The sequence below is a fragment of the Methylobacterium sp. J-043 genome (assembly GCF_022829505.1).
GTDB classification, from domain to species: domain Bacteria; phylum Pseudomonadota; class Alphaproteobacteria; order Rhizobiales; family Beijerinckiaceae; genus Methylobacterium; species Methylobacterium extorquens_A.
The window spans coordinates 113488-133810 of record NZ_JAKSYB010000074.1; the positions used below are offsets into that span (position 1 = coordinate 113488).

The 20323-nt window shown below is 68.7% G+C and carries 24 protein-coding genes; 11 read left to right on the forward strand and 13 right to left on the reverse strand.

What is annotated here, in order from left to right; translation table 11 throughout:
- Window positions 1-2: 2 nt before the first annotated feature.
- From MKK50_RS23120 to fliL, 4 genes are all read right to left on the reverse strand, one after another.
- Window positions 3-791 carry a MotE family protein gene (locus tag MKK50_RS23120; RefSeq protein WP_499025529.1) on the reverse strand — a complete coding sequence of 263 codons (789 nt, stop codon included), beginning with the start codon at window positions 789-791 and terminating at the stop codon, window positions 3-5.
- Window positions 788-1273 (reverse strand): DUF6468 domain-containing protein, encoded by a 486-nt coding sequence (locus tag MKK50_RS23125; protein ID WP_253371304.1) that lies wholly within the window; start codon window positions 1271-1273, stop codon window positions 788-790. Before MKK50_RS23125 ends, MKK50_RS23120 begins: the two co-directional genes overlap by 4 nt.
- Window positions 1274-1287: 14 nt before the next feature.
- Window positions 1288-2508, reverse strand: coding sequence for a flagellar motor switch protein FliM (gene fliM, locus MKK50_RS23130; RefSeq protein ID WP_056195371.1), 1221 nt, complete (start codon window positions 2506-2508; stop codon window positions 1288-1290).
- A gap of 79 nt (window positions 2509-2587) precedes the next feature.
- The gene (gene fliL / locus MKK50_RS23135; RefSeq protein WP_253371306.1) at window positions 2588-3103 is read right to left on the reverse strand and encodes a flagellar basal body-associated protein FliL; all 516 of its coding nucleotides are present in this window, start codon (window positions 3101-3103) and stop codon (window positions 2588-2590) included.
- 273 nt (window positions 3104-3376) lie between these two features.
- On the opposite strand from fliL, the gene flgF reads away from it, so the two are divergent.
- The 4 genes from flgF (at window position 3377) to flgH (ending at window position 6868) form a co-directional block, all read left to right on the forward strand.
- On the forward strand, window positions 3377-4117 hold the full coding sequence (gene flgF, locus MKK50_RS23140) for a flagellar basal-body rod protein FlgF (RefSeq protein ID WP_253371308.1): 741 nt from the start codon (window positions 3377-3379) through the stop codon (window positions 4115-4117).
- Between the two features lie 89 nt (window positions 4118-4206).
- Window positions 4207-4998, forward strand: a complete 792-nt coding sequence (flgG, locus tag MKK50_RS23145) for a flagellar basal-body rod protein FlgG (protein ID WP_003606772.1) — start codon at window positions 4207-4209, stop codon at window positions 4996-4998.
- A gap of 14 nt (window positions 4999-5012) precedes the next feature.
- Window positions 5013-6059 (forward strand): flagellar basal body P-ring formation chaperone FlgA, encoded by a 1047-nt coding sequence (gene flgA, locus MKK50_RS23150; protein WP_499025531.1) that lies wholly within the window; start codon window positions 5013-5015, stop codon window positions 6057-6059.
- 56 nt (window positions 6060-6115) lie between these two features.
- Window positions 6116-6868 (forward strand): flagellar basal body L-ring protein FlgH, encoded by a 753-nt coding sequence (flgH, locus tag MKK50_RS23155; RefSeq protein ID WP_003606667.1) that lies wholly within the window; start codon window positions 6116-6118, stop codon window positions 6866-6868.
- Window positions 6869-7092: 224 nt separating this feature from the next.
- On the opposite strand, the gene MKK50_RS23160 is transcribed toward flgH, so the two are convergent.
- From MKK50_RS23160 to MKK50_RS23175, 4 genes are all read right to left on the reverse strand, one after another.
- Window positions 7093-7269: a hypothetical protein gene (locus MKK50_RS23160; protein WP_253371310.1), complete on the reverse strand. Its 177-nt coding sequence runs from the start codon at window positions 7267-7269 to the stop codon at window positions 7093-7095.
- Window positions 7270-7604: 335 nt separating this feature from the next.
- Entirely contained in the window at window positions 7605-8084 is a 480-nt protein-coding gene (locus tag MKK50_RS23165; RefSeq protein WP_253371312.1) for a hypothetical protein, read from the reverse strand.
- Window positions 8074-8433, reverse strand: coding sequence for a rod-binding protein (locus MKK50_RS23170; RefSeq protein WP_499025532.1), 360 nt, complete (start codon window positions 8431-8433; stop codon window positions 8074-8076). The genes MKK50_RS23165 and MKK50_RS23170 overlap by 11 nt, the downstream gene beginning before the upstream one ends.
- Window positions 8434-8459: 26 nt before the next feature.
- Window positions 8460-9602 carry a flagellar basal body P-ring protein FlgI gene (locus MKK50_RS23175; RefSeq protein WP_253371316.1) on the reverse strand — a complete coding sequence of 381 codons (1143 nt, stop codon included), beginning with the start codon at window positions 9600-9602 and terminating at the stop codon, window positions 8460-8462.
- Between the two features lie 254 nt (window positions 9603-9856).
- On the opposite strand from MKK50_RS23175, the gene MKK50_RS23180 reads away from it, so the two are divergent.
- Entirely contained in the window at window positions 9857-10297 is a 441-nt protein-coding gene (locus tag MKK50_RS23180; protein WP_499025533.1) for a flagellar assembly protein FliX, read from the forward strand.
- A gap of 44 nt (window positions 10298-10341) precedes the next feature.
- Here the strand turns inward: MKK50_RS23180 and MKK50_RS23185 are convergent, their stop codons facing one another.
- The gene (locus tag MKK50_RS23185; protein WP_253371319.1) at window positions 10342-10638 is read right to left on the reverse strand and encodes a GCG_CRPN prefix-to-repeats domain-containing protein; all 297 of its coding nucleotides are present in this window, start codon (window positions 10636-10638) and stop codon (window positions 10342-10344) included.
- Window positions 10639-10980: 342 nt separating this feature from the next.
- Between MKK50_RS23185 and MKK50_RS23190 the strand changes: the two genes are divergently transcribed.
- The 3 genes from MKK50_RS23190 (at window position 10981) to dksA (ending at window position 14049) form a co-directional block, all read left to right on the forward strand.
- Window positions 10981-12354, forward strand: coding sequence for an MBOAT family O-acyltransferase (locus MKK50_RS23190; protein ID WP_499025534.1), 1374 nt, complete (start codon window positions 10981-10983; stop codon window positions 12352-12354).
- A gap of 1 nt (window position 12355) precedes the next feature.
- Window positions 12356-13375, forward strand: a complete 1020-nt coding sequence (locus MKK50_RS23195; protein ID WP_499025536.1) for a hypothetical protein — start codon at window positions 12356-12358, stop codon at window positions 13373-13375.
- A gap of 254 nt (window positions 13376-13629) precedes the next feature.
- Entirely contained in the window at window positions 13630-14049 is a 420-nt protein-coding gene (gene dksA / locus MKK50_RS23200; protein WP_253371325.1) for an RNA polymerase-binding protein DksA, read from the forward strand.
- A 231-nt stretch (window positions 14050-14280) separates the two neighbouring features.
- Here the strand turns inward: dksA and MKK50_RS23205 are convergent, their stop codons facing one another.
- A complete protein-coding gene (locus MKK50_RS23205) occupies window positions 14281-14499 on the reverse strand; it encodes a SlyX family protein (RefSeq protein WP_253371327.1) in 219 nt (72 codons plus the stop codon).
- Window positions 14500-14949: 450 nt separating this feature from the next.
- Here MKK50_RS23205 and MKK50_RS23210 point away from each other — a divergent pair, with 450 nt between their 5' ends.
- Entirely contained in the window at window positions 14950-15525 is a 576-nt protein-coding gene (locus tag MKK50_RS23210; protein WP_499025537.1) for a PilZ domain-containing protein, read from the forward strand.
- Between the two features lie 87 nt (window positions 15526-15612).
- Window positions 15613-17145, forward strand: a complete 1533-nt coding sequence (ilvA, locus tag MKK50_RS23215) for a threonine ammonia-lyase, biosynthetic (protein WP_499025539.1) — start codon at window positions 15613-15615, stop codon at window positions 17143-17145.
- 166 nt (window positions 17146-17311) lie between these two features.
- Here ilvA and MKK50_RS23220 read toward each other — a convergent pair whose 3' ends face one another.
- Window positions 17312-17584, reverse strand: coding sequence for a hypothetical protein (locus MKK50_RS23220; protein ID WP_060770422.1), 273 nt, complete (start codon window positions 17582-17584; stop codon window positions 17312-17314).
- A gap of 309 nt (window positions 17585-17893) precedes the next feature.
- A complete protein-coding gene (locus MKK50_RS23225; protein WP_499025541.1) occupies window positions 17894-18118 on the reverse strand; it encodes a hypothetical protein in 225 nt (74 codons plus the stop codon).
- Window positions 18119-18842: 724 nt separating this feature from the next.
- Here MKK50_RS23225 and MKK50_RS23230 point away from each other — a divergent pair.
- On the forward strand, window positions 18843-19187 hold the full coding sequence (locus tag MKK50_RS23230) for a hypothetical protein (protein ID WP_499025542.1): 345 nt from the start codon (window positions 18843-18845) through the stop codon (window positions 19185-19187).
- Window positions 19188-19320: 133 nt separating this feature from the next.
- On the opposite strand, the gene MKK50_RS23235 is transcribed toward MKK50_RS23230, so the two are convergent.
- A partial coding sequence (locus tag MKK50_RS23235) for a UDP-glucose dehydrogenase family protein (protein ID WP_499025543.1) occupies window positions 19321-20323 on the reverse strand: 1003 nt, incomplete at its 5' end.

Sequence of the window (20323 nt, forward strand, 5' to 3'; positions counted from 1 at the left end):
CCTTAACGCCCCGCCCGCGCCGGATCGATCGCCGGCAACTCGCCGGGGGGGAGGCCAGGGATCGCGGCGGACGCCTGCGGCGCCTCAACGCCGCGAGCGCGGTTGGCAAGTGCCACGGTCAGCTTCTCGGCGGGGTCCGAGCCCATCAGGGCCAGCACCTCGGCCATCTTGCGCGGGTTCATCGCCAGCACGATCGGCACCAGCGTTTCGAGGTTCAGGCGGTCGAAGACCCGAGCTGCGTCCTTCGGCTTCATCGTCTCGTACATGAGGACGATGCCCTTCATCCCGGCCTTCTCGGCCTCGGCGCGCTTGGTCCCCTCGGACCCGACCTTGTCCTCGGCCCCCTTCAGGTCGGCGACACCGGTTTCGAGCTTGCGCTCGGCGTCCTTGAGCATCTGCTCGCGCAGGTCGAGTTCGTCACGGCGTTGCTTGAGGGTGTCGCGTCGCGCCGCGAGCTTTTCCAGGATCGCCCGCTCGCTGTCCGACACCGGCTCAGGCACCTGCGGCTGGTAGACCGGCGGCGGGGCGGGTTCCGCTTTCTTCGGCGGCGCCGAGACGGAGCCCGTGGTCGTCGGGTCCGTCGGCTCGTAATTGGTGCGTGCCTTGGCCAGCACACGGGCGAAATCCGGCAGCGGCGCGCCGGGCACCGGCTCGTCTGCGGCGACCAGCGCGGTGAGCTTGAGCACGAGAAGCCCGATCGCCGCCAGGGTCACGGCGTCGATCAGGCGCAGCCGGAAGGGGCGCGCCGGAAGGCTCGCGAGACGTGCGAGTCGGCGCGCGGGAAGGGTCATGCGGCCCTGGCCCGGAGGCGATCGAGGGCGCGTTCGGACAGAGCCTGGGCCGCGGCGAGTGCCGCGCCGACGCGCTCGCCGTTGCCGATGGCGGGCACGGACTCGACGGCCACCGGACGCGGCGCGGCGGCGGGCGCTGCCGTGGCGGTGGTCCGCGCTTGGCCGACGATGGCCGCGATGCGGCTGATGACACTTTCCCCCGCCTGCACATGCGCGGCGAGATCGGTGCTGGTGCGCTCGGCACCGGCGAGACGCTCGGTCAGCGTCCGGTCGCACTCATCGAGGGTGGCGCGCAGGCCGGCGATGGCCCGCTCGGCGGTGGCGCTCGCCACCATGAGGTCGCCGATGGTGGAGCGCAGGGCCGCCTCGTCCGCCTTGAGCCGGTTGATGCGCCCCGACAGCTTCACCGAGGAGGCGATGGTGGCAACCAGAAGAACGGCGACGAGCACGTCGGCGGCCATCGAGACGAAGAAGGTCATCATGGTCTTCCCTGCCGCTACCCGTCGTTACGGTTCTGCATCGAGATCTCGTAGGCCTGCAGTGTTGTGCGGGACTGCCGCAGCGGCCGGGCGATCTGCACCGCGATCGCGTCGTCGATCCGGCCGATCCGCCCTTGCGTCAGCGCCCAGTCGCCGCAACGCACGGTGATGAGGTCGGAAGGCTTGCGGTCGAACATCAGCGTGTCGCCGACCTTGAGGTTGAGCACCCGCTTCAGGGGCAGCGTCACCTCGTGCAGCACCGCCTCCATGTCCACATCCGCCTGCCAGATCTCGGTGGCGAGATGGCTCTCCCAGACCTGATCGCGCCCGAGCCGCTCGCCCATGAAGCTCTGCATCAGCAGATCGCGGATCGGCTCGACCGTCGCGTAGGGAAACAGGATCTGCATCCCGCCGCCGCGCCCGTCCATGTCGAGCTTGAGCGTGATCAGGATGGCGGCGTTGCCGGGCCGGGTGATGGTGGCGAAGCGCGGGTTGGTCTCGATCCGGTCGATGCCGAAGCGCACCGGCGAGAGCGGCTGGAACGACAGTTCGAGGTCGGTGAGGATGATCTCGACGAGGCGGCGCACGAGGCTCATCTCGATCGTGGTGAAGGGCCGCCCGTCGAGCCGGCTCGACGAGCCGCCGCGCTTGCCCCCCAGCAGCAGGTCCATGGTCGAGTAGGCGAGCGTCTGCTCGACGGTGACGAGGCCCGAGCCCTCCCAGGAATCGGCCTTGAACACGCCGAGCAGGGTCGGCAACGGGATCGCGTTGAGATAGTCGCCGAAGCGGACCGAGGTGATGTTGTCGAGGGTCACCTCGACGTTGTCCTGGAAGAAGTTGCGTAAGGACGTCGACAGCAACCGGATCATCCGGTCGAAGACGATTTCCAGCATCGGCAGGCGTTCGTACTGGACGACGCCCGAATCGACGATGGCGCGCACGCCCCCCGCGCCGGAAGCGGAGAGTTCGCGCAGCGAGAAGCCGAGGACGCCGTCGATCTCGTCCTGATTCAGGATGCGGTCGTTGCCGGCGAGTTCGGGGAGATTCTCGGTCTCCCCGTCCTCGATCATCGTCGCCCATTCGGCGGCGACGTCGCCCGCACTCTTGGTCGTGCCCTGCTCGGCGAGCGCCGCGCCCCACTCCTCGGCCAGCGACGCGTCGCCGCCACCGCCCTCGCCGCCCTGCTCGGCAAAGGCGGCCGCCCAATCGTCCTCCAGCTCGTCCTCGGGGCCGATCATGCCTGTCGCGCGCTCGCGTCTGTCTTACGAAAGGGGGATTCGGAGAGATCTGGGTTTCGGGACGGGATGGCCGCGCGGTTCACTGGACGATCACGTCCTTGAACAGCACCGCCTCGGCCTTGGCCGGGTGCAGCGCGATGTTGACCCGCCGCAGCAATTCCTCGCGCAGGCGGTAGAGACCGGCGGAACCGGCCAGATCGCTCGCCCGGATCTCGCGCAGGTAGGTCTGGAAGGCGTCCTCGACCCGCGGCATCAGCGGCTTGACCGTCGCCTCCACCTTGGCGTCCTTCAGCTCCAGCGCGACGCGCAGCTTGAGCACGTTGGCCTTGGTCGCCCCCGGATCGGGGCTGAGGTTCACCAGCATGTCGCGCATGTCGAGGAACACCGCCTGCGCCTTCGGGTCGAGCTTCTCGGCCCCGTGCTCGCCGTGGTCGGCATGCGCGGCCCGGCTCTTCATGAAGAAGAACCCGCCCCCGCCGCCGCCGAGCAGCAGCACCGCGGCCGCGATGATGATGAGCTTCTTCTTGGACTTCGGCGCTTCGCCTGAGCCCTCCTCGCCGTCCGCCGCGGGCGCCTTCTTCGGCTTCTTGGCCATGTGCTGCTCGTCGGCAAACCGGGTCGGGGCGATGGGCGGGGCTCGCGCGCGGCGCGCAATCCCCTTGCCTCCGTTCTCGGCCGACGTGGTTAACCTTCGGTTAAGGCGGCAGAACTTGCCGGGTCGGACTTGCCGCCGTCCCGCGGCGGGCTGGTGTCGGTCCAGGGCTCGGCTTCCAACAAGCCACTGATCATTAAGGTAAAAACCAAGTTTCAGGGATTGGCACGGCCCCTGCGGTGGAGAGCACGAACCCGTCGCCATCCGAGGCACACCATGCAGAACGCGCTCTTCGTCGGAGTCTCCGCCCAGACCGCCCTGGCTCGCGAACTCGACGTCATCGCCAACAACATGGCCAACGTCTCGACCACCGGCTTCAAGGCGCGCTCGGCCCGCTTCCAGGAATATCTGATGCCGGTGGCCTCCGCCGACAGCTTCCAGCGAACCGACCGCCGCGTCTCCTACGTCATCGACCAGGGCACCCCGCTCGACCTGACGCAGGGGCCGGTGGAGTCCGACAGCAACCCGATGCACGTGGCCCTGCGCGGCGACGCCTTCCTCACCGTCCAGACGCCGCAAGGCCTGCGCTACACCCGCAACGGCGCCTTCGAACTCGACGCCACCGGCAACCTCGTCACCTCGGACGGCCATGCGGTGCAGGGCGACGGCGGCCCGATCACCATCGGGCAGCAGGAGACGGGGCTCGCCATCGCCCCCGATGGCACGATCTCGACCAATCTCGGCATCCGCGGCCGGCTGCGCCTCGTCACCTTCGCCAACGCGCAGGCGCTGAAGTCGGAGGGCGCCAACCTGTTCTCATCCGAGGCGCCCGCGCGGCCCGCCGGCCCCGGTGTCCATCTGGAGCCCGGTGCGCTGGAGCGCTCCAACGTGAAGCCGGTGGTGGAGATGACCCGGCTGATGGATGTGAACCGCACCTACTCGATGGTCTCGAGCGTGATTTCGCGCCTCGACGAACTGCGCGGCACGGCGATCCGCCGTCTCGCCGACGTCGCCTGACACACCGGCTCTAGCCCTCTGTTTTGTCACGCTTTCTTTCGACGAACCGGCCTCCGCTTCGTCGGAAAGCGCTCTAAGGACCGACGCCGATGCGCGCCCTCTACGCCGCTGCTACGGGCATGGCGGCCCAGGAACTCAACGTTCAGGTCATCTCGAACAACATCGCGAACCTGCGCACCACCGGCTACAAGCGCCAGCAGGTGCATTTCCAGGATCTGCTCTACCAGAACCTGCGCCGCTCCGGCTCCTCGACCTCGGACCAGAACACGATGCTGCCTGCCGGCCTCGCGCTGGGCTCGGGCGTGAAGACCACCTCGACCGCCCGTGCGATGAGCCAGGGGCCGCTGGCGCAGACCGAGAAGGATTACGACGTCGCGATCCGCGGCGAGGGCCTGTTTCGCGTCCGCCTGCCGGATGGGCGCACCGCCTATAGCCGCGACGGTTCGTTCGACCTCGACGCGCAAGGGCAGATGGTCACCCGCGACGGCTACCTTCTCGATCCGGGCGTGACGGTGCCGAACACCGCGACCTCGGTGACGATCTCGGCCACCGGTGCGGTGCAGGCGACCATGCCCGGCCAGACCGCGCCCCAGGCGCTCGGCCAGTTCCAACTCGCTCGCTTCGTCAACAAGGTCGGCCTCGAATCGATCGGCGACAACCTGTTCGTCGAGACCGCCGCCTCGGGCCCCGCCATCACCGGCCTGCCGGGCTCGGAAGGCTTCGGCAATCTGCAGCAGCGCTACCTCGAAGAAGCCAACGTCAACGCGGTCACCGAGATCTCGTCGCTGATCGCGGCGCAGCGCGCCTACGAGATGAACTCCAAGGTCGTCACCGCCGCCGACCAGATGCTCTCCACCACCTCGCAGATGTTCCGCGGCTGAGGATTCGACCCGTGATGCACGCCCTCCGGCCGATCCGCCGTCCCGTCCCGCTGGCCGTCACCCCGCTCTCCCGCGGCGTGATCGGCCGGACCGTCCTCGCGCTGGCCGCTTTCCTCGCGGTGACCCTGTTCACCCTGCCGCTCATGGCCGCCGGCACGACGCTGCGCCTGCGGGGCGACGTCACCGCCCGCGGCGACACCCTCAGCTTCGGCGACCTCGTGGAAGGCGCCCCCGCCGAGCTTGCCGCCCGCGCGCTGTTCCGGGCGCCGGCCCTCGGCGCGGTCGGCACGATCCAGGCACGCCGGATCATCGAGGCGGCGGCCTCCCTCGGCCTGACCGGAATCGAGACCGGCGGGCGGGTCCAGGTGACGGTGCAGCGTGCTGCCCGCCGGGTCGGGGCGACGGAGATCGAGGCGGCGCTCAAGCGCGCGCTGGAGACCGGTTACGGCCTCGATCCGAAATCCCTCTCGGTGCGCCTCGACGGCGATGCGCCGATGCTGCTCGCCCCGCTCGATCTCGACGGGCAGGCGGCGGCGGTCGATGTCACCTACGATCCGCGCACGCGCCGGGTCGCCGGCCTTGTGGTGCTCGGCGAGCGTCAGGCCTCGCTTCGGGTCGCCGGCGTGGCGGTCGAGACCCGCGAGGTCGCGGTGCTGACCCGCACCCTCAACCGCGGCGAGGCGATCGCCAGCGCCGACCTCACCGTCGAGCGCCGCCCGCGCGACGGCGTGCCCAACGACGTGCAGGGCGCGCCGACGCTGGTCGTCGGACAGGTGGCGCAGCGTCCCCTCAGCGCCGGCGCCGTCCTGCGCTCCGGCGACGTGGCGCCGCCCGATCTCGTCGCCCGCGGCGACAGCGTCGCCATCGTGTTCGAAACCCCCGGCGTGTCGCTGTCGCTGCGCGGCATCGCCAACGAGAGCGGCCGGCTCGGCGCCAGCGTCTCGGTGACGAATGCCGCCTCGAAGAAGGTGCTGCAGGCCGTGGTGATCGCCCCGGGGCGGGTCTCGGTGGGCCCGATCTCGCAGCCTCAGCCGATCCTTCAGGCCAGCGCGGCCCCGTGAACCGCGCCTCCTCCCTTCCGTCTCTCTCCCCTTCCCGCCAGCGCCGGACCCATCCGATGACCGCTCGCCGTCCCCGTCTCTCCCGCCTCGCCGTGATCCTGGCGCTCGCGCCGCTCGGCGCCTGCAACACCGTGGACCGCCTCTCCCAGGTCGGCGCCACGCCGACGCTCTCGGCGATCGAGGACCCGACCGCCCAGCCCGGCTACCGGCCGGTGCGCATGGCGATGCCCGACACGAGCCCCGTCTCCTACGCGCCGAACTCCCTGTGGCGCACGGGCTCGCGGGCCTTCTTCAAGGATCAGCGCGCCGCGCGCATCGGCGACCTGCTCACCATCAAGGTCAACGTGACCGACCGGGCCAACCTCAACAACGAGACCAAGCGCTCGCGCACGAACGCGGAAGGCTTCGGCCTGCCCAACGCCTTCGGCCTGGAGAACAGCGCGGGCGTGGCCGCGGCCGGCATCGCTCCGGACAAGCTCATCAACGGCACCTCGACCTCGTCGAGCGACGGGGCCGGCTCGGTTCAGCGCGCCGAGACGGTGACCACCAACGTCGCCGCGGTCGTCACGCAGGTGCTGCCCAACGGCAACCTCGTGGTCGAGGGCAAGCAGGAGATCCGCATCAATTTCGAGGTGCGTGAGCTGATCGTGGCCGGCGTGGTGCGGCCCGAGGACATCGAGTCGGACAACACCATCGATTCGAGCAAGATCGCCCAGGCCCGCATCGCCTATGGCGGCCGCGGCCAGATCACCGACGTGCAACAGCCCCGCTACGGCCAGCAGCTCGTGGATATCCTGCTGCCGTTCTGATCTTCTCTCGCGAAACACCCGCCCCACCGCCGTGTCCGAAGGTGACATGAGCGGTGACCGGGCGTTCGCTGAAGCGCTTCCAAAAGGAGGGAGCCGGCGCCCTCCCCAAGCCAAAAGCGAGAGCCGCGCCTTGGATATCGGATCCAGGACGCGGCTCTCGCCTGTTGTTCCGCATCGTCGTCTTCCGAAAGCCGGCCCCCGTTCGGGGCGCGGCTCCGAACGCGTCAGTGCTCGGTGCCGGGCCGGTTCGGGCGCGGTGCTTCGCCGTGGGCCTCGGTGAAGGCCGAGCGGTGCGGGTCGTTCTTCGACTGCGCCACCCGGCCCCGCTGCCAGATCGCGAAGGCCGCGACGAGGACAATGGTGACGATGGCGAGCAGCGGAATGAGCACGTCGTTCGACATCGCCATTTCCTCCGATGATTGTGTTCGGGGGCAAGCGGCGCGCGGATGAAAAGGTTCCGGAAGATCGTGCTTAGATATCACACCGCGCTGCGGCAAGTTTTCACAAGTCTTTGACGGGCTTCGGAACGATGCCACTTCACGGCTTCGCGAGCGAAAAGCGTTCGTGAGCCGGCCGTAGCGCCGCGGGATGGCGCGCACTCAGGGCCCGGCTCCGCCGAGGCGGCGTTGTCCGCTCGCGTCCGGTTTCTCGCCCCATCGATGCCAGGCCATACGAGGTCGATGTCGCACGGCGACCGCCGGGGCGTCATCGCAGCCCCGGACCGTGCCGCCGATGCTTACAGGCTCCGCGAGAACACCAGCGGGCCGCCCTGCGGACCGCGGCCGTAGGGCGAGGGCGAGAGGGAGGGACGGCCGTAGACGGTGGGCGTGCGCGCTTTGGCGACTTCCTCGGCCAGCGCCTTGATCAGCCCCTCGGAGACGGCGCGGGCGGTGGCGAGCACCTGTTGGTTGGTTTCCACCACGGCGGCGAAGCGATGCTGGGCCGCTTTCAGCGCCTCGAGCCCCTCCGGCGCGAAGCGGGCGAGCGCGATCGCGTTGGCCTTGGCCGCCTCCAGGCCGTTCATGTAGGCGGAGGCGAGTTCGGATTTCGACACGGAGTCCGTCAGCGCCTGGGCGATGCGCCCGGCCCGCACGCCGTCGCTCTCGCGGGTCAGCACCGCTTCCAGCTCGATCATGGTGGCGAGCAGCCCGCGCACGAAGGTCTGGGCCGAGGGGCGGTCGGTGAGGCGCAGGGCGAGGGTCCGATCAGCGGCCATTGCCCGCCTCCTGCATGCGCATCATCTCGGAGTAGACCTGATTACTGATGCCGACGCCGCCGGTCTTCACGATGGCGTTGGCGTATTCCTTGGTCATCATCGAGCGCCAGACGCCGCCGCCGGTGCCGTTCTCGCCGAGGGGGCCGTCGGTACCCTCGCTCTGCGTCAGCTTCTCCAGGCTGTCCTCCAGGAACATCTTCTCGAAGTCATCCGCCGTCTTGCGGGCTTTGGCCGAGGCGGAGGCCTTGGCGGTGTCCATCGTGTCGGCATCGGTCTTGGCGAGCGAGCCGATCAGGTTCTTGCCGACGCCGACGGCGGCCGACGCCGCGAAGGTTGCGAGGGGCAGCATGGTGCGGTCTCCCAATCCGAAAAAAGTTACATCAGCTCGATGTCGGCCTGGAGCGCGCCGGCCGTCTTGATCGCTTGAAGGATCGAGATCAGGTCGCGCGGGCCGACGCCGAGGGCGTTGAGGCCGTCGACGAGTTCGCGCAGGCTCACGCCCTCCTTCACCAGGGCGAGCTTGTTGCTGTCGCCGGTATCCACCTTCACCCCGGTGCGCGGCACCACCGCGGTCTGGCCGTTCGACAGCGGCGCGGGCTGGCTCACCATCGGCTGCTCGGTGATCGTCACCGTGAGGTTGCCTTGCGCGATGGCGACCGTGGAGACGCGCACGTCGCGGCCCATCACGATGATGCCGGAGCGCTCGTCCACCACGACGCGCGCGGTCTGGTCGGGCTCGACCTTGAGCTGCTCGACTTCGGTGATGAGGCGGATCATGTTGCCGCGGTACTTGGCCGGAATCTGGAGGGTGATCGTCGCCGGGTCGGTCGGCTCGGCGGTGTCGGCCCCCATGAAGTCGTTGATCGCCGAGGCGATCCGCTTGGCGGTGGTGAAGTCGGGGTTGCGCAGCGACAGCCGCAGCGAGCGCGCTTCGTTGAGCTTGAACGCCATCTCGCGCTCGACCAGCGCGCCGTTGGAGATGCGCCCGTTGGTCGGCACGCCGCGGGTGATCTTGGCGGCCTCGCCCTCCGCCGCGAAGCCGGCGATCGCCACTGAGCCCTGCGCCAGGGCGTAGATCTCACCGTCGGCGCCGAGCAGGGACGTCGCCACCAGCGTGCCGCCCTGAAGCGACTTGGCGTCGCCGAGCGAGGAGACCGTCACGTCGATATGCGTGCCCTGGGTCGCGAAGGGGGGGAGGTTGGCCGTCACCATCACCGCCGCGAGGTTCTGGGTGCGCATGGTCGCGCCGCGGGTGTTGATACCGAGCCGCTCCAGCATCGCCTGCAGGGACTGCTTGGTGAAGGGGATGTTGTTGAGGGTGTCGCCGGTGCCGTTGAGGCCGACCACGATGCCGTAGCCGACGAGCTGGTTGGTACGCACGCCCTCGACGGCGGCAAGATCCTTCACCCGCGACAGGGCGCTAGCGGGGGCAGGCGGCAGCAGGACCGCGAGGCAGGCGAGCACCGCGACGAGACGGCGGGCGAACAGGGCAGGTGACAGGGGACGAGGCAGGGGCATCGGAACTCGGCAGCCGGACCAGGCGACTTTACGCCGGTTCGATCTCTGCCAGGGCCGTGCCAAACCATAAGGTATTGATGGCGGGCACGTTTTTCTTTTTCGGTGCCGCCGGAGTGGCGTGAGGGACGAGAGCGTTTCCTGCCGCCCCGGCAGCTTCTGCCGGGCTGTTTACCCGCGCTTAACCCTGTCGGCCGATGTCTTCGGAGATCGGCGCCCGCCGTGCATCGGTGGGTGCGAGAAGGTTTCGGACCATCATGCGCGTCGACACACGCTTTGCCGCGGCCGCCGCGGGTGCGCTCAACGCCACCCGCCGCGCCGCCGCGCCGGGCGCCTTCGCCCCAGCGACGGGCGCGGAAGAGACGCCCCGGGCGGCGACCGCGGGCGCAAGCCAGACCGGCATGCTCACCGGGCTCGACGCCCTCCTCACGCTCCAGGGCCAGGACGGGGCCGACGCGCAGAAGGAGCGCCGCCGCCGCTCGGTGCAGCGCGGGCACGACCTGCTCGACGGGCTCGACCGGCTGAAAGCCGCGCTGATCGGCGGCCGGGTGGCGACGCGCGACCTTCTAGCCATCGCCGGCCGCCTCGCCGAGCGGAATGCGGAGAGCGGTGATCCTCGCCTCGACGGGCTGGTGGCCGAGATCGAACTGCGCGCCGCGGTGGAACTCGCCAAGCTCGAAGCGGCGCGCGGCGCCTGAACACGAAAAGGGCCGGACCCCTTTTTGAGGTCCGGCCCGCACGATCACCAGTAATAGGGCCGGGGTCGGTAATAGCCGTAGGGCCGGTAGAGCGGCCGCGGGCGATAATATCCGGGGGGCGGGCCGCCCCAGTAGCGCCGTGGACCCCAGTTCGGGCGGCAGATGCCCCAGGGATTGGGGTGGAAGCCCGGCCCGCAGCCACCGGCGGTGCGCTCCACGAGCGCGTTGTCCGTCGTGGTCGCGAGGGGCGCGGGGCTGAAGGGCGCCGCCTGAGCGCTGCCCGCGACACCGAGGCTGCCGGCGATCACCGCAGCCAATGCGAACGCCTTCGCGTGCGTCATCGTACGATTTCTCCGTTGCGGCCGGAATAGACGGCCGATGCCGGAAGCTAGGTTTGCCTCGATGAACCGAAGCTGACTGGATCCCCGCCTCCCGCGGTGCTGTGCGATCACTGTTCGCGAGCGCAGTACACATCGATGTGATGGGTGAAGGGGGCTTCCGTTGCTTGTCGGGTGGCTGCCAGGCGCCTTACCCAAGCCGCAGACTCTGCGAGGATGCTGCCGTCCCTTCCGCTCAGTGTCTCGGCGCGATTGACGGCCCCGCTCCGATCTCCGACAAGGCTGCCCGCGTGAGCGGGCGCGCGCCGGTCTCGCCGGATCGCCAAGGGAATCGTCCGCGCCGCGATGCTGTTCAACTCCTTCGTCTTTCTGCTCGCCTTCCTGCCGGCCGCGCTGGTGCTGCACGCCGCCGCCGAGCGCTATCGGCCGCAGGCGCGGCTGCCGCTTCTCGTCGGGCTGTCCTTCGTCTTCTACGCGTGGTGGGATTGGCGCTTCCTGCCGCTGCTCCTCGCCTCCATCGGCGTGAACTGGCTCGTGGCCCGCGCCCTGCCGCGGGACCGGACAGGCTGGCTGTTTCCGGTGGCGCTCGCGGGCAACCTCGCGGTGCTCGGCGCATTCAAGTATCTCGGCCTCCTCACCGATCTCGCCGACCTGATCCCAGGCATCGATCTCCCGCGGATCGATCTCGCCCTGCCGCTCGGGATCTCGTTCTTCACTTTCCACCACATCATGTACCTGACGGACCTCAGGGCCGGGCGCGCGCCTGACTTCGGGCTCACCCGCTACGCCCTCTACATCGCCTTCTTCCCGCAGGTTCTCGCCGGCCCGCTCGTGCGCTGGAGCGAGATCATGCACCAGTTCGAGGAGCGCCCCTATGCGCGCTCCGACGCCGCCGAGCGGATCGGGCGCGGGTTGATGCTGCTGACCGTGGGCCTCACTAAGAAGGTGTTCCTCGGCGATCCGCTCTCAGGTTACGTCAACCCGGTGTTCCAGGCGGCCGCCGCTGGCAAGGCGGTGACGATGGCCGAGGCGTGGCAGGCGACGCTCGGCTTCACCTTCCAGATCTATTTCGACTTCTCCGGCTACACCGACATGGCGCTCGGCCTCGCGCTCCTGTTCGGCATCGTGCTGCCGCAGAACTTCGACGTGCCCTACCGCGCCACTTCGCTGCGCGACTTCTGGCGGCGCTGGCACATGACGCTGTCGCGCTTCCTGCGCGACTACCTCTACATCGCTCTTGGCGGAAACCGCCGCGGCCTCGCGATGCAGGTCTGCGCGCTGTTCGCCACCATGACGCTGGGCGGCCTCTGGCACGGGGCGGGCTTGACCTTCGTCGCCTGGGGCGCTGCCCACGGTGTGGGCCTCGGGGCGGGCGTGCTCTGGCGCCGGGCGGGCGGACGGCTGCCGCATCTCCTCGGCTGGGCGCTGACGGCCGGGTTCGTGATCCTGACCTGGGTCCTGTTCCGCGCATCCTCGTTCGAGGCGGCTTTGGCGATCTACAAGGGGCTGTTCGGGTTGGCCCCCGCGGGAACGGGCTTCAAGTGGCGCACCATCGCGATTGCCGCCGCCGTCGCGATGATCGGCCCCACCGCCTGGGCCTCCGTGCACCGCCTGCCGCCGAATCGCTGGCTCGCGGCCGCCTTCGCCCTGTTGTTCGTCGTCGTGCTCCTCAAGATCGGGGACGATGCGAACTACGAATTCATCTACTTCCAGTTCTGAGATGGCATCCATCTCCGGCAGTCCTGGGCCGCGGGAATGGGCGGCCTTCGCGCGCCTGTTCGGGCGCACCGCAATCGGCCTCATCGCGGGCTACCTCGCGCTCGCCTTCCTGATCGATCCCTACGACAGCGGGCGCTCGACCTTGTTCTCGGCCGGCGCCGTGCGCCCGCAGGGCCCGCGCACCGCCGCCGCGTCACGCGGGCGCGACCCGGCTTTCGCGGCGGCGGTGTTCGGCAATTCCCACATTCAGCTGATCGAGCCCGCGCGGCTCACGGCGGCGACCGGCATTCCCTTCGTGCAGCTCTCCGTGCCCGGAACCGGCCCCGGAGAGCAACTCGCATTGCTCGGGTGGTTCCTGCGCCACCATCCGGCGCCGAAGGCCGTGATCCTCTCCGTGGACGACGCGTGGTGCACCGGCGATCCGGCGCTGCCCAGCGACAGGCCGTTCCCGTTCTGGCTCTACAGCTCCGATCCGCTCTCCTATCTCCGGGGTCTCCTGCGCGTGTCCGTGGCGCAGGAGGTCGCCGGCCGCATCGGCTGGCTCGTCGGCGCGCGCGCCAAGCGTGCGGTCGCCGACGGCTGGTGGGACTACGAACTGGATTACCTGAGGTTCGGCGCCCTCGATGACGAACGCGCCCGCGCCGCACGCGAAACACCGATCCCCGACGCGGTCGCTCCGGGCAGGGCCGGGCCGGACTTTCCCGCCGCGGATCGTCTGGCCACCGCCCTCGCCGCACTGACGGCCGAGACCGCCGTGGTCATGGTGTTCCCGCCGGTCTACGCCGCCGGCCTCCCCCGGCCCGGCACGCCGCGCGCCCACGCCGAGGCTGCGTGCCGGAATGCTGTGGCGGCGGCGCTGCAGCGGCACGGACGCAGCGCGCTCATCGACGCGCGTCGCGAGCGGCCGGCCCTCCACGATCCCGGCCTGTTCTTCGATCAGACCCATTACCGGCACGCCCTCGCCCGCCCCCTCGCCGACGAGATCGCCGCCGCCCTCGTCCGGCTGCGCGGTGTGCCCTGAAGCGGGATGGCCTCATCGTCGAACACATCCCTGCCTTCGAGAGCAGCGTACACCGTGCGCCTGCGACAGCGAATTCGCCGGCTCAACCTGATGTCGGGCCGGGGGCCACCTAAGCGTGTCGTCTTTGCCGCATCGCGAGAGCTTTTTACGCGAGATCGTGCGAGGGGGCATCCGCGCGTTGTAGAGCTTGCCCGGCTCGATTATAGCCTCGCCGACGATCGCCGCTAACCGGCAGGGAGCGCGAGGATAAGACGATGGCGAAGGTCACGATCGAGGACGGCTACAGGCCCTCCGACGACGAGCCCTTCATGAATGAGCGGCAGCGCGAGTATTTCCGGCGCAAGCTGCTCAATTGGAAGAGCGAGATCCTGCGCGAGGCGCAGGGGACTCTCACCGCGCTTCAAAGCGAGAACGAGAATCATCCGGATATCGCCGACCGCGCCTCCTCGGAGACGGACCGGGCGATCGAGTTGCGGGCCCGCGACCGCCAGCGCAAGCTGACGAGCAAGATCGATGCGGCCCTGTCCCGGCTGGAGGATGGCTCCTACGGCTTCTGCGAGGAGACCGGCGAGCCGATCTCGCTCAAGCGGCTCGATGCGCGGCCGATCGCGACCCTGTCGCTGGAAGCCCAGGAACGCCACGAGCGCCGCGAGCGCGTCTATCGCGACGACTGACCCGGCGCGCTCCGGCGTTCCTCAGCGCGGTCCCTCCTCAGGCGCCGCGCAGGCTTGCTGATGCGGTCCCCGTTTGGATCAAGCGGAAACCGTATCACCCCACCGATCGACCGCGGTGCGGCCCTGCACGGGGATAGCAGTACGGCGCGGGCCGATATCAGCTCCCGCGCTCGCCCGGCCCGACAGGCGGATGTAGGTCGCCCTCCCCTGCCCGCACGGGGCCGACACGCCTCAGTAATGCGGTGGTGGTGGCTCCGGTGCGCCGCTGGCGCTCCGGAAGGCGCTGTCCTCGACTTGCTCTTGCAACCGGCCGAGCTGCCGGGTGAGCCGGTCGATCACCTTCCACTGCGCGGTGATGGCCGCGTTCAGATCCTCGATCACGGTCTCCTGCTCGGTCAGCCGAATTTCGAGACGTGCAAGGCGATCGGTGTCGGGCGGAAGTTCGCTCATCGCCCAATCATGCCCGGAGCGGCCGCTGCCTGACAACTGGCTCTGACGAAAGGGGTGGATGAACCCCGTCCCGTTCACCATCGGATGCGAGCATGAGCGTTATGCTCCCTCGGAATGGCTATCGGATGAGGGCCGGACTCATACGGTCTGAGATCGCGCCGTCGAATTCTGTCTCATGTTGGTGTTGGCATCTTCGTGTGCCGACATGACTGCCGTCTATAGATTTTATCGATGATCGGACTGGCATTGGCCGAATTTGGCCAAAGTTGATCCCCTTCGATTTCAAAAATAGTATGATCGGACCAACCGTAAACCCCAGTGTCTTGTGTTCGCATTCGAGCGCTCGATCCGCCAAATAGCCCGCTGAATTTTTGGAAAAATCGAGGAAATCTCGATGTTTTCCCTTCAGGGTCATGAGGCCAGTGTTGCGCAAGGATGACACATGGCACCATGATCGAGCGCCCAGCCTCCAACATTCATACGGTGTTTCTCCCTGCGCTCTGTTGGAGCCGGCGGCAGCCCGACTTCTACGCGGTGACGCAGGATCTTTCGCGGGACGGCATCACTTTCCGCTCGGCTTCCGATCCGGCGATCGATGAGCCGCTCACCTGCAGCATCCGCTACATCGGGCAGATCGAGGCCCGCGTCGTCAGCAGCGGTGACAACCTGTTCGTCGTCCGCCTCATGGCATCCCGGCAGCGGGCGGCCGAGGTTGCCCGCACCATGCTGGCGTTGGCCCGCGAGCAGGGGCGGACCTTCGAGGCGGAGCGGGCGCATCCGCGGATCAACCCGGCGCGCAAGGACGTGCTCGTGACCCTCGACGACGGTCGCGTCCTGCCGGGTCGGCTCATCAACATCTCGGCGTCCGGCGCGGCACTGGCGCTCGATCACACGCTCGTGCGCGGGGCGCGCATCACCATCGGCGGCACGGCCGCGCAGGTGGTGCGCATCTTCCGCGACGGCATCGGCGCCGCCTTCGTCTTTCCCTTCGATCCGGGGCAGGTTCATGCCGGGATCCGGCTCTGACGGTGTGGCCTCTCCCCTCGCATCCCGGCCGCGGAAGGACTAAGTGCCGGGCGTGCCCTGCCCGATGACGCGGCCGAAAGCCTGCCCGTGACCGACTACATCAAGAAGATCCTCTCCGCCCGCGTCTACGACGTGGCGATCGAGAGCCCCCTCGATCCGATGCCCCGCCTGACGAAACGGCTTGGCCGCCCCGTGCTGCTCAAGCGCGAGGATCTGCAGCCCGTCTTCTCGTTCAAGCTGCGCGGCGCCTACAACAAGATGGCGTCGCTGCCGAAGGAGCGGCTCGAGAGCGGCGTGATCTGCGCCTCGGCCGGTAACCACGCGCAGGGCGTGGCGCTGGCCGCGGCCAAGCTCGGCGTGCGGGCGGTGATCGTGATGCCGCGCACGACGCCTGCGATCAAGGTCGATGCCTGCCGGGCGCGGGGCGCCGAGGTGGTGCTGCACGGCGACGCCTTCGACGAGGCTCTGGCGGAGGCTCGGCGCCTCGAAGCCCAGTGGGGCCTGACCTTCCTGCACCCGTTCGACGATCCCGAAGTGATCGCCGGACAGGGCACGATCGGCATGGAGATCCTGCATCAGCATACCGGGCCGATCGAGGCGATCTTCGTGCCGATCGGCGGCGGTGGGTTGGCCGCCGGTATCGCCACCTTCGTGAAGTACCTGCGGCCCGAGACCAAGGTGATCGGCGTCGAGCCGGACGACGCTGCCACCATGTCCGAGGCGATCCGGGCGGGCGACCGGGTGATTCTGCCGAGCGTCGGCCTGTTCGCCGACGGCGTCGCGGTGCGGCAGGCCGGCGAGGAAACCTTCCGCCTCTGCCGCGAGCATCTCGACGCAGTCATCACCGTCGATACCGACGCGATGTGCGCCGCCGTCAAGGACATCTTCGACGACACCCGCGCGATCTCCGAGCCGTCGGGAGCGCTGAGTCTGGCCGGGGCCAAGGCCTGGTCTGCACGGAACCCCGGCGCCGGGCCGCTGGTGGCGATCTCGTCGGGCGCCAACCTCAACTTCGACCGTCTGCGCCATATCGCCGAGCGGGCGGAGATCGGCGAGGAGCGTGAGGTGCTGCTCGGCGTCACCATCCCCGAGCGGCCCGGCGCCTACCGCGCCTTCATCGGCGCGCTCGGCCCCCGCGCGATCACCGAATTCAACTACCGCTACGCGCAAGGCAGCGACGCGCGCATCTTCGTCGGCATCAACCTGCCCGGCGGCAAATCCGAGAAGCGCGACCTGATCGCCGCCCTGGAGAGCGCCGGCTACCGTGTCGCCGACATGAGCGATAACGAGATGGCCAAGGTCCATGTCCGCTACATGGTGGGCGGGCGCGCCCAGGGGCTTGCCGACGAGCGGCTCTACCGCTTCCAGTTCCCCGAGCGGCCGGGCGCGCTGATGAAGTTCCTCGAAGCACTCGGCGACGGCTTCAACATCAGCCTGTTCCATTACCGCAATCACGGCGCCGATTACGGCCGGGTGCTCGCCGGGATCGAGGTGCCGGCGGCGGAGCGCGCCCGTTTCGACGCCGCCCTCGAAGCGCTCGCCTACCCCTATGTCAACGAGACCGACAATCCGGCCTACCGGCTGTTCCTCGACAACGGCATCGGCGCGGCCGGCCACTGACGCACCGTCCCGCCGGGCTAGAGCATCGTCCTGGATATCGGATCCAGGACGATGCTCTAGGCTTTTGTTTTTGCATCGTCTTTCTCCCGAAAGCCGGCAACCACCTTTCGGGACGATGCTCTAGGGCCGGCTGGCCGGCGGCGATCGATACGCTGGAGAGGACCGGTCACGCCGTGGCGGGTGCAGGCTGGCTGCGGAACAGGGCCGTGCAGCCGGCATCCCGGTGCATGCTCAGGATCGAGGCACGGTCGATCTCGGGATGCTCGGCGAGAACGCGGCGCACATCCTCCACGACCTTGTCGTAGCGGTGGGCGTCGAAGTTTTTCTCCAGCGGACTGACGGCGATATAGGCCTCGACCACGAGCACCCGTTCGGTGCGTTCCTTGGTGACATCGACGGCGATCCAGGCCGATTTGACCAAGCGGTTGGCGGCGAGCATGGGACGACCCTCCGATGCCGCCGCGTTGTCCGGCGGCTTTCGAAGACGAGCATGTACCGCGCCGAAGAGCTTGCCAAGGGATTCCCAGGTCGAGGGTAGCGTAAATCCGCACAGATCCTGCGCAAACCGTCCCGGAACCGGTGCGGAAACCATCCCGGTCCTCGGCCGGCTTAAACATGAGCGTCGCACGCCGACCGTGATTACAAGACATCGGCGCTGCGGTGACCTGATTGTGCACTGGGGCTCTGTGCGAGGGAATCGAGCGCGTGCCCGATTGAATCGGCGCTTCCCCCGACCTCTCCTGTCACATCAAGAGTCGGAGACGATCCGCAGTCCGCCGTATCCGTTCGGGCGGGACGGCGGCGCGTAGCTTCCCGTGCCGTCCTCGGCGTCGGCCGTGGCCGATCCCTTCTTGCGCCCCTTCATCAGCGTCGGGCGTGCGATCCACCGCACCACCTTGTCGCCGTCGTATCGCCCGGTCCGCCGCTCGTCCCTGCGCAGGACCCAACGCGGATGAACCGCCCCATTCCTCATCATGACTCGTCCCCCACGGGGGGCACCGCGCCGCAGCCGGCGCCCCCTTGGCGCGCCCCGGTCTCACTGCGGCCCGTTCCCCTCGGGACGTAGCAGGCAACGATTTCGGGACAATTGCATCCTCCAAATTAGGGATATCCGGCATCATTTGCACTTAAGTAGCCGCAGGCATCTCTAATGATATTTTTGAGCTTCGCAGCGCATGATGGCCCGCCCGTCACCGCATCCGGCCCGGCGTGCACTCAACGCAACATTTGACGCAACATGCCCGCAAACAGCCAAGGCTAACCCGCTTCTTGCGAAACGTGAGATGTCGTGAGGGGAAAGATGCCGAAGATCGTCGTCGCCGCCCGGGCCGCCCCGATCATTCTGATCGTATACTGCTTTGTTCCATGCCTGCCGGCACTCGGCGCCGTACTGCAGGCTCGCTCCGAGGATGGCGGTTCCGTCGGCAGGCGGGGCCCGGTCCGGAGCACGACGCGCGCGCCGGATGCGCCACGAGGCCTCGTGCCCTCCCCGCTGGCCCACCGTTGTCCTGACCTGCACGGCGTGACGCGGCCATGACCCTGTTCGTGATCCTGCTCGCCTGCAACCTCGCCCTCGGTCTGATCTTCTCGCTGATCGCCGCGTCGGTGGAGTAAACCTGATCGGCGGCATCGGGGCGTCCACGGCGCGCTCGACCGGCATGCTTGACCTTGGTGCCGGCTTGCGCGCACGAGATCCTATGCTGACGCTTGTTCGCCTGATGGCATGGATCGTGGCCATCGGCCTCGTCGCCGTGACGCTTTCGCCGCTCGAGGCGCGTCCGGTCCTGGCTTCGCCGACCCTGGAGCGGGCCGGCGCCTACGCGCTGTTCGGCTTCCTGCTCGTGCTCTCCTATCCGCGGCGTTGGGGATGGGCGCTCGTTGCGGCCGTCGCGCTCGCCGGGGGGCTTGAGGCGGCACAGGGCCTGACTGTGAGCAGGCATGGCCGGCTCACCGATTTTCTGGTGAAGGGCGGCGCGGCGGTGGCCGGAGGGCTCGCGGCGCAGGGGATGCATCTCCTGCTGGCCCGCCGCGCGGCGCGATAAAGCATCATCCCGAAAGGTGGTCCCCGGCTTTCGGAAAAAGACGATGCAAAATTAGAAGGCTGGAGCATCGTCCCGAAAGGTGGTCCCCGGCTTTCGGGCTGTTGCTCCGGGGACGGATCGAACGACGGCCGGGTCAATCGTAGCGGGCCAGGGCGCCGACGCCGACATGGCGAAGGCCTTGGCGGCGGGCCTCTTCCGGTGCGTAGACGTTGCGGAGATCGACAAGGACCGGGGCGCGCATCAGAGCTTTCAGCCGCGCGAGATCCAGCGCCCGGAACGCGTTCCACTCGGTCACGATCACCAGGGCATCCGCGCCTTCCGCGCAGGCATAGGCGTCCTCGGCGTAAGCGACGCCCTGCAGCAGAGACCGGGCCTGCTCCATTCCCTCCGGATCGTAGGCGACGATCTGCGCGCCCGCATCCTGCAACCCGGCGATGATCGACAGCGAGGGCGCGTCGCGCATGTCGTCGGTGTTCGGTTTGAACGTCAGACCCAACAGCGCCACCCGCTTGCCCCGGACGCTGCCGCCGCAGGCCGCGATCACCTTGCGCGCCATCGCGCGCTTCCGCTGGTCGTTGACCGCCACCACCGTCTCGACGATCCGAACCGGCGTGCCGTAATCCTGCGCCGTCTTCACCAGCGCCAGCGTGTCTTTCGGGAAGCACGAGCCGCCATAGCCCGGCCCGGCATGCAGGAACTTGGAGCCGATGCGGTTGTCGAGGCCGATGCCGCGGGCGACCTCCTGCACGTTGGCGCCGACCTGCTCGCACAGATCCGCGATCTCGTTGATGAAGGTGATCTTGGTCGCCAGGAACGCGTTGGCGGCGTACTTCGTCAGCTCGGCCGTGCGCCGCCCGGTGAGCTGGATCGGCGCGGCGTTGAGGTAGAGCGAGCGGTAGACCTCCTGCATCACGGCGGCCACTCGGTTGTCCGCGGCGCCGATGACGATGCGGTCGGGCAGCTTGAAGTCGTCGATCGCCGCGCACTCGCGCAGGAATTCGGGGTTGGAGGCGACGCCGACGTCGAGGTCGGGCCGGGCCTCGCGAATGATGCGCTCGGCCTCGTCGCCGTGGCCGACGGGGACGGTCGATTTGGTGACCATCAAGGTGTACCCGGTGAGCGCCTCGGCGATCTCG

Bases quoted from the DNA above. Each gene is read 5' to 3' on its own strand.
- MKK50_RS23165 (WP_253371312.1), bottom strand. From the start codon at position 8,084: ATGGCCGCTGATCGGACCCTCGCCCTGCGCCTCACCGACCGCCCCTCG.
- MKK50_RS23225 (WP_499025541.1), bottom strand. From the start codon at position 18,118: ATGAGGAATGGGGCGGTTCATCCGCGTTGGGTCCTGCGCAGGGACGAG.
- flgH (WP_003606667.1), top strand. From the start codon at position 6,116: ATGACCGCTCGCCGTCCCCGTCTCTCCCGCCTCGCCGTGATCCTGGCG.
- dksA (WP_253371325.1), top strand. From the start codon at position 13,630: ATGGCGAAGGTCACGATCGAGGACGGCTACAGGCCCTCCGACGACGAG.
- flgF (WP_253371308.1), top strand. From the start codon at position 3,377: ATGCAGAACGCGCTCTTCGTCGGAGTCTCCGCCCAGACCGCCCTGGCT.
- MKK50_RS23230 (WP_499025542.1), top strand. From the start codon at position 18,843: ATGCTGACGCTTGTTCGCCTGATGGCATGGATCGTGGCCATCGGCCTC.
- MKK50_RS23175 (WP_253371316.1), bottom strand. From the start codon at position 9,602: ATGCCCCTGCCTCGTCCCCTGTCACCTGCCCTGTTCGCCCGCCGTCTC.
- MKK50_RS23205 (WP_253371327.1), bottom strand. From the start codon at position 14,499: ATGAGCGAACTTCCGCCCGACACCGATCGCCTTGCACGTCTCGAAATT.
- MKK50_RS23120 (WP_499025529.1), bottom strand. From the start codon at position 791: ATGACCCTTCCCGCGCGCCGACTCGCACGTCTCGCGAGCCTTCCGGCG.
- MKK50_RS23160 (WP_253371310.1), bottom strand. From the start codon at position 7,269: ATGTCGAACGACGTGCTCATTCCGCTGCTCGCCATCGTCACCATTGTC.
- MKK50_RS23190 (WP_499025534.1), top strand. From the start codon at position 10,981: ATGCTGTTCAACTCCTTCGTCTTTCTGCTCGCCTTCCTGCCGGCCGCG.
- MKK50_RS23170 (WP_499025532.1), bottom strand. From the start codon at position 8,433: ATGCTGCCCCTCGCAACCTTCGCGGCGTCGGCCGCCGTCGGCGTCGGC.
- MKK50_RS23210 (WP_499025537.1), top strand. From the start codon at position 14,950: ATGATCGAGCGCCCAGCCTCCAACATTCATACGGTGTTTCTCCCTGCG.
- flgG (WP_003606772.1), top strand. From the start codon at position 4,207: ATGCGCGCCCTCTACGCCGCTGCTACGGGCATGGCGGCCCAGGAACTC.
- flgA (WP_499025531.1), top strand. From the start codon at position 5,013: ATGCACGCCCTCCGGCCGATCCGCCGTCCCGTCCCGCTGGCCGTCACC.
- fliL (WP_253371306.1), bottom strand. From the start codon at position 3,103: ATGGCCAAGAAGCCGAAGAAGGCGCCCGCGGCGGACGGCGAGGAGGGC.
- fliM (WP_056195371.1), bottom strand. From the start codon at position 2,508: ATGATCGGCCCCGAGGACGAGCTGGAGGACGATTGGGCGGCCGCCTTT.
- MKK50_RS23180 (WP_499025533.1), top strand. From the start codon at position 9,857: ATGCGCGTCGACACACGCTTTGCCGCGGCCGCCGCGGGTGCGCTCAAC.
- MKK50_RS23220 (WP_060770422.1), bottom strand. From the start codon at position 17,584: ATGCTCGCCGCCAACCGCTTGGTCAAATCGGCCTGGATCGCCGTCGAT.
- MKK50_RS23195 (WP_499025536.1), top strand. From the start codon at position 12,356: ATGGCATCCATCTCCGGCAGTCCTGGGCCGCGGGAATGGGCGGCCTTC.
- MKK50_RS23125 (WP_253371304.1), bottom strand. From the start codon at position 1,273: ATGATGACCTTCTTCGTCTCGATGGCCGCCGACGTGCTCGTCGCCGTT.
- MKK50_RS23185 (WP_253371319.1), bottom strand. From the start codon at position 10,638: ATGACGCACGCGAAGGCGTTCGCATTGGCTGCGGTGATCGCCGGCAGC.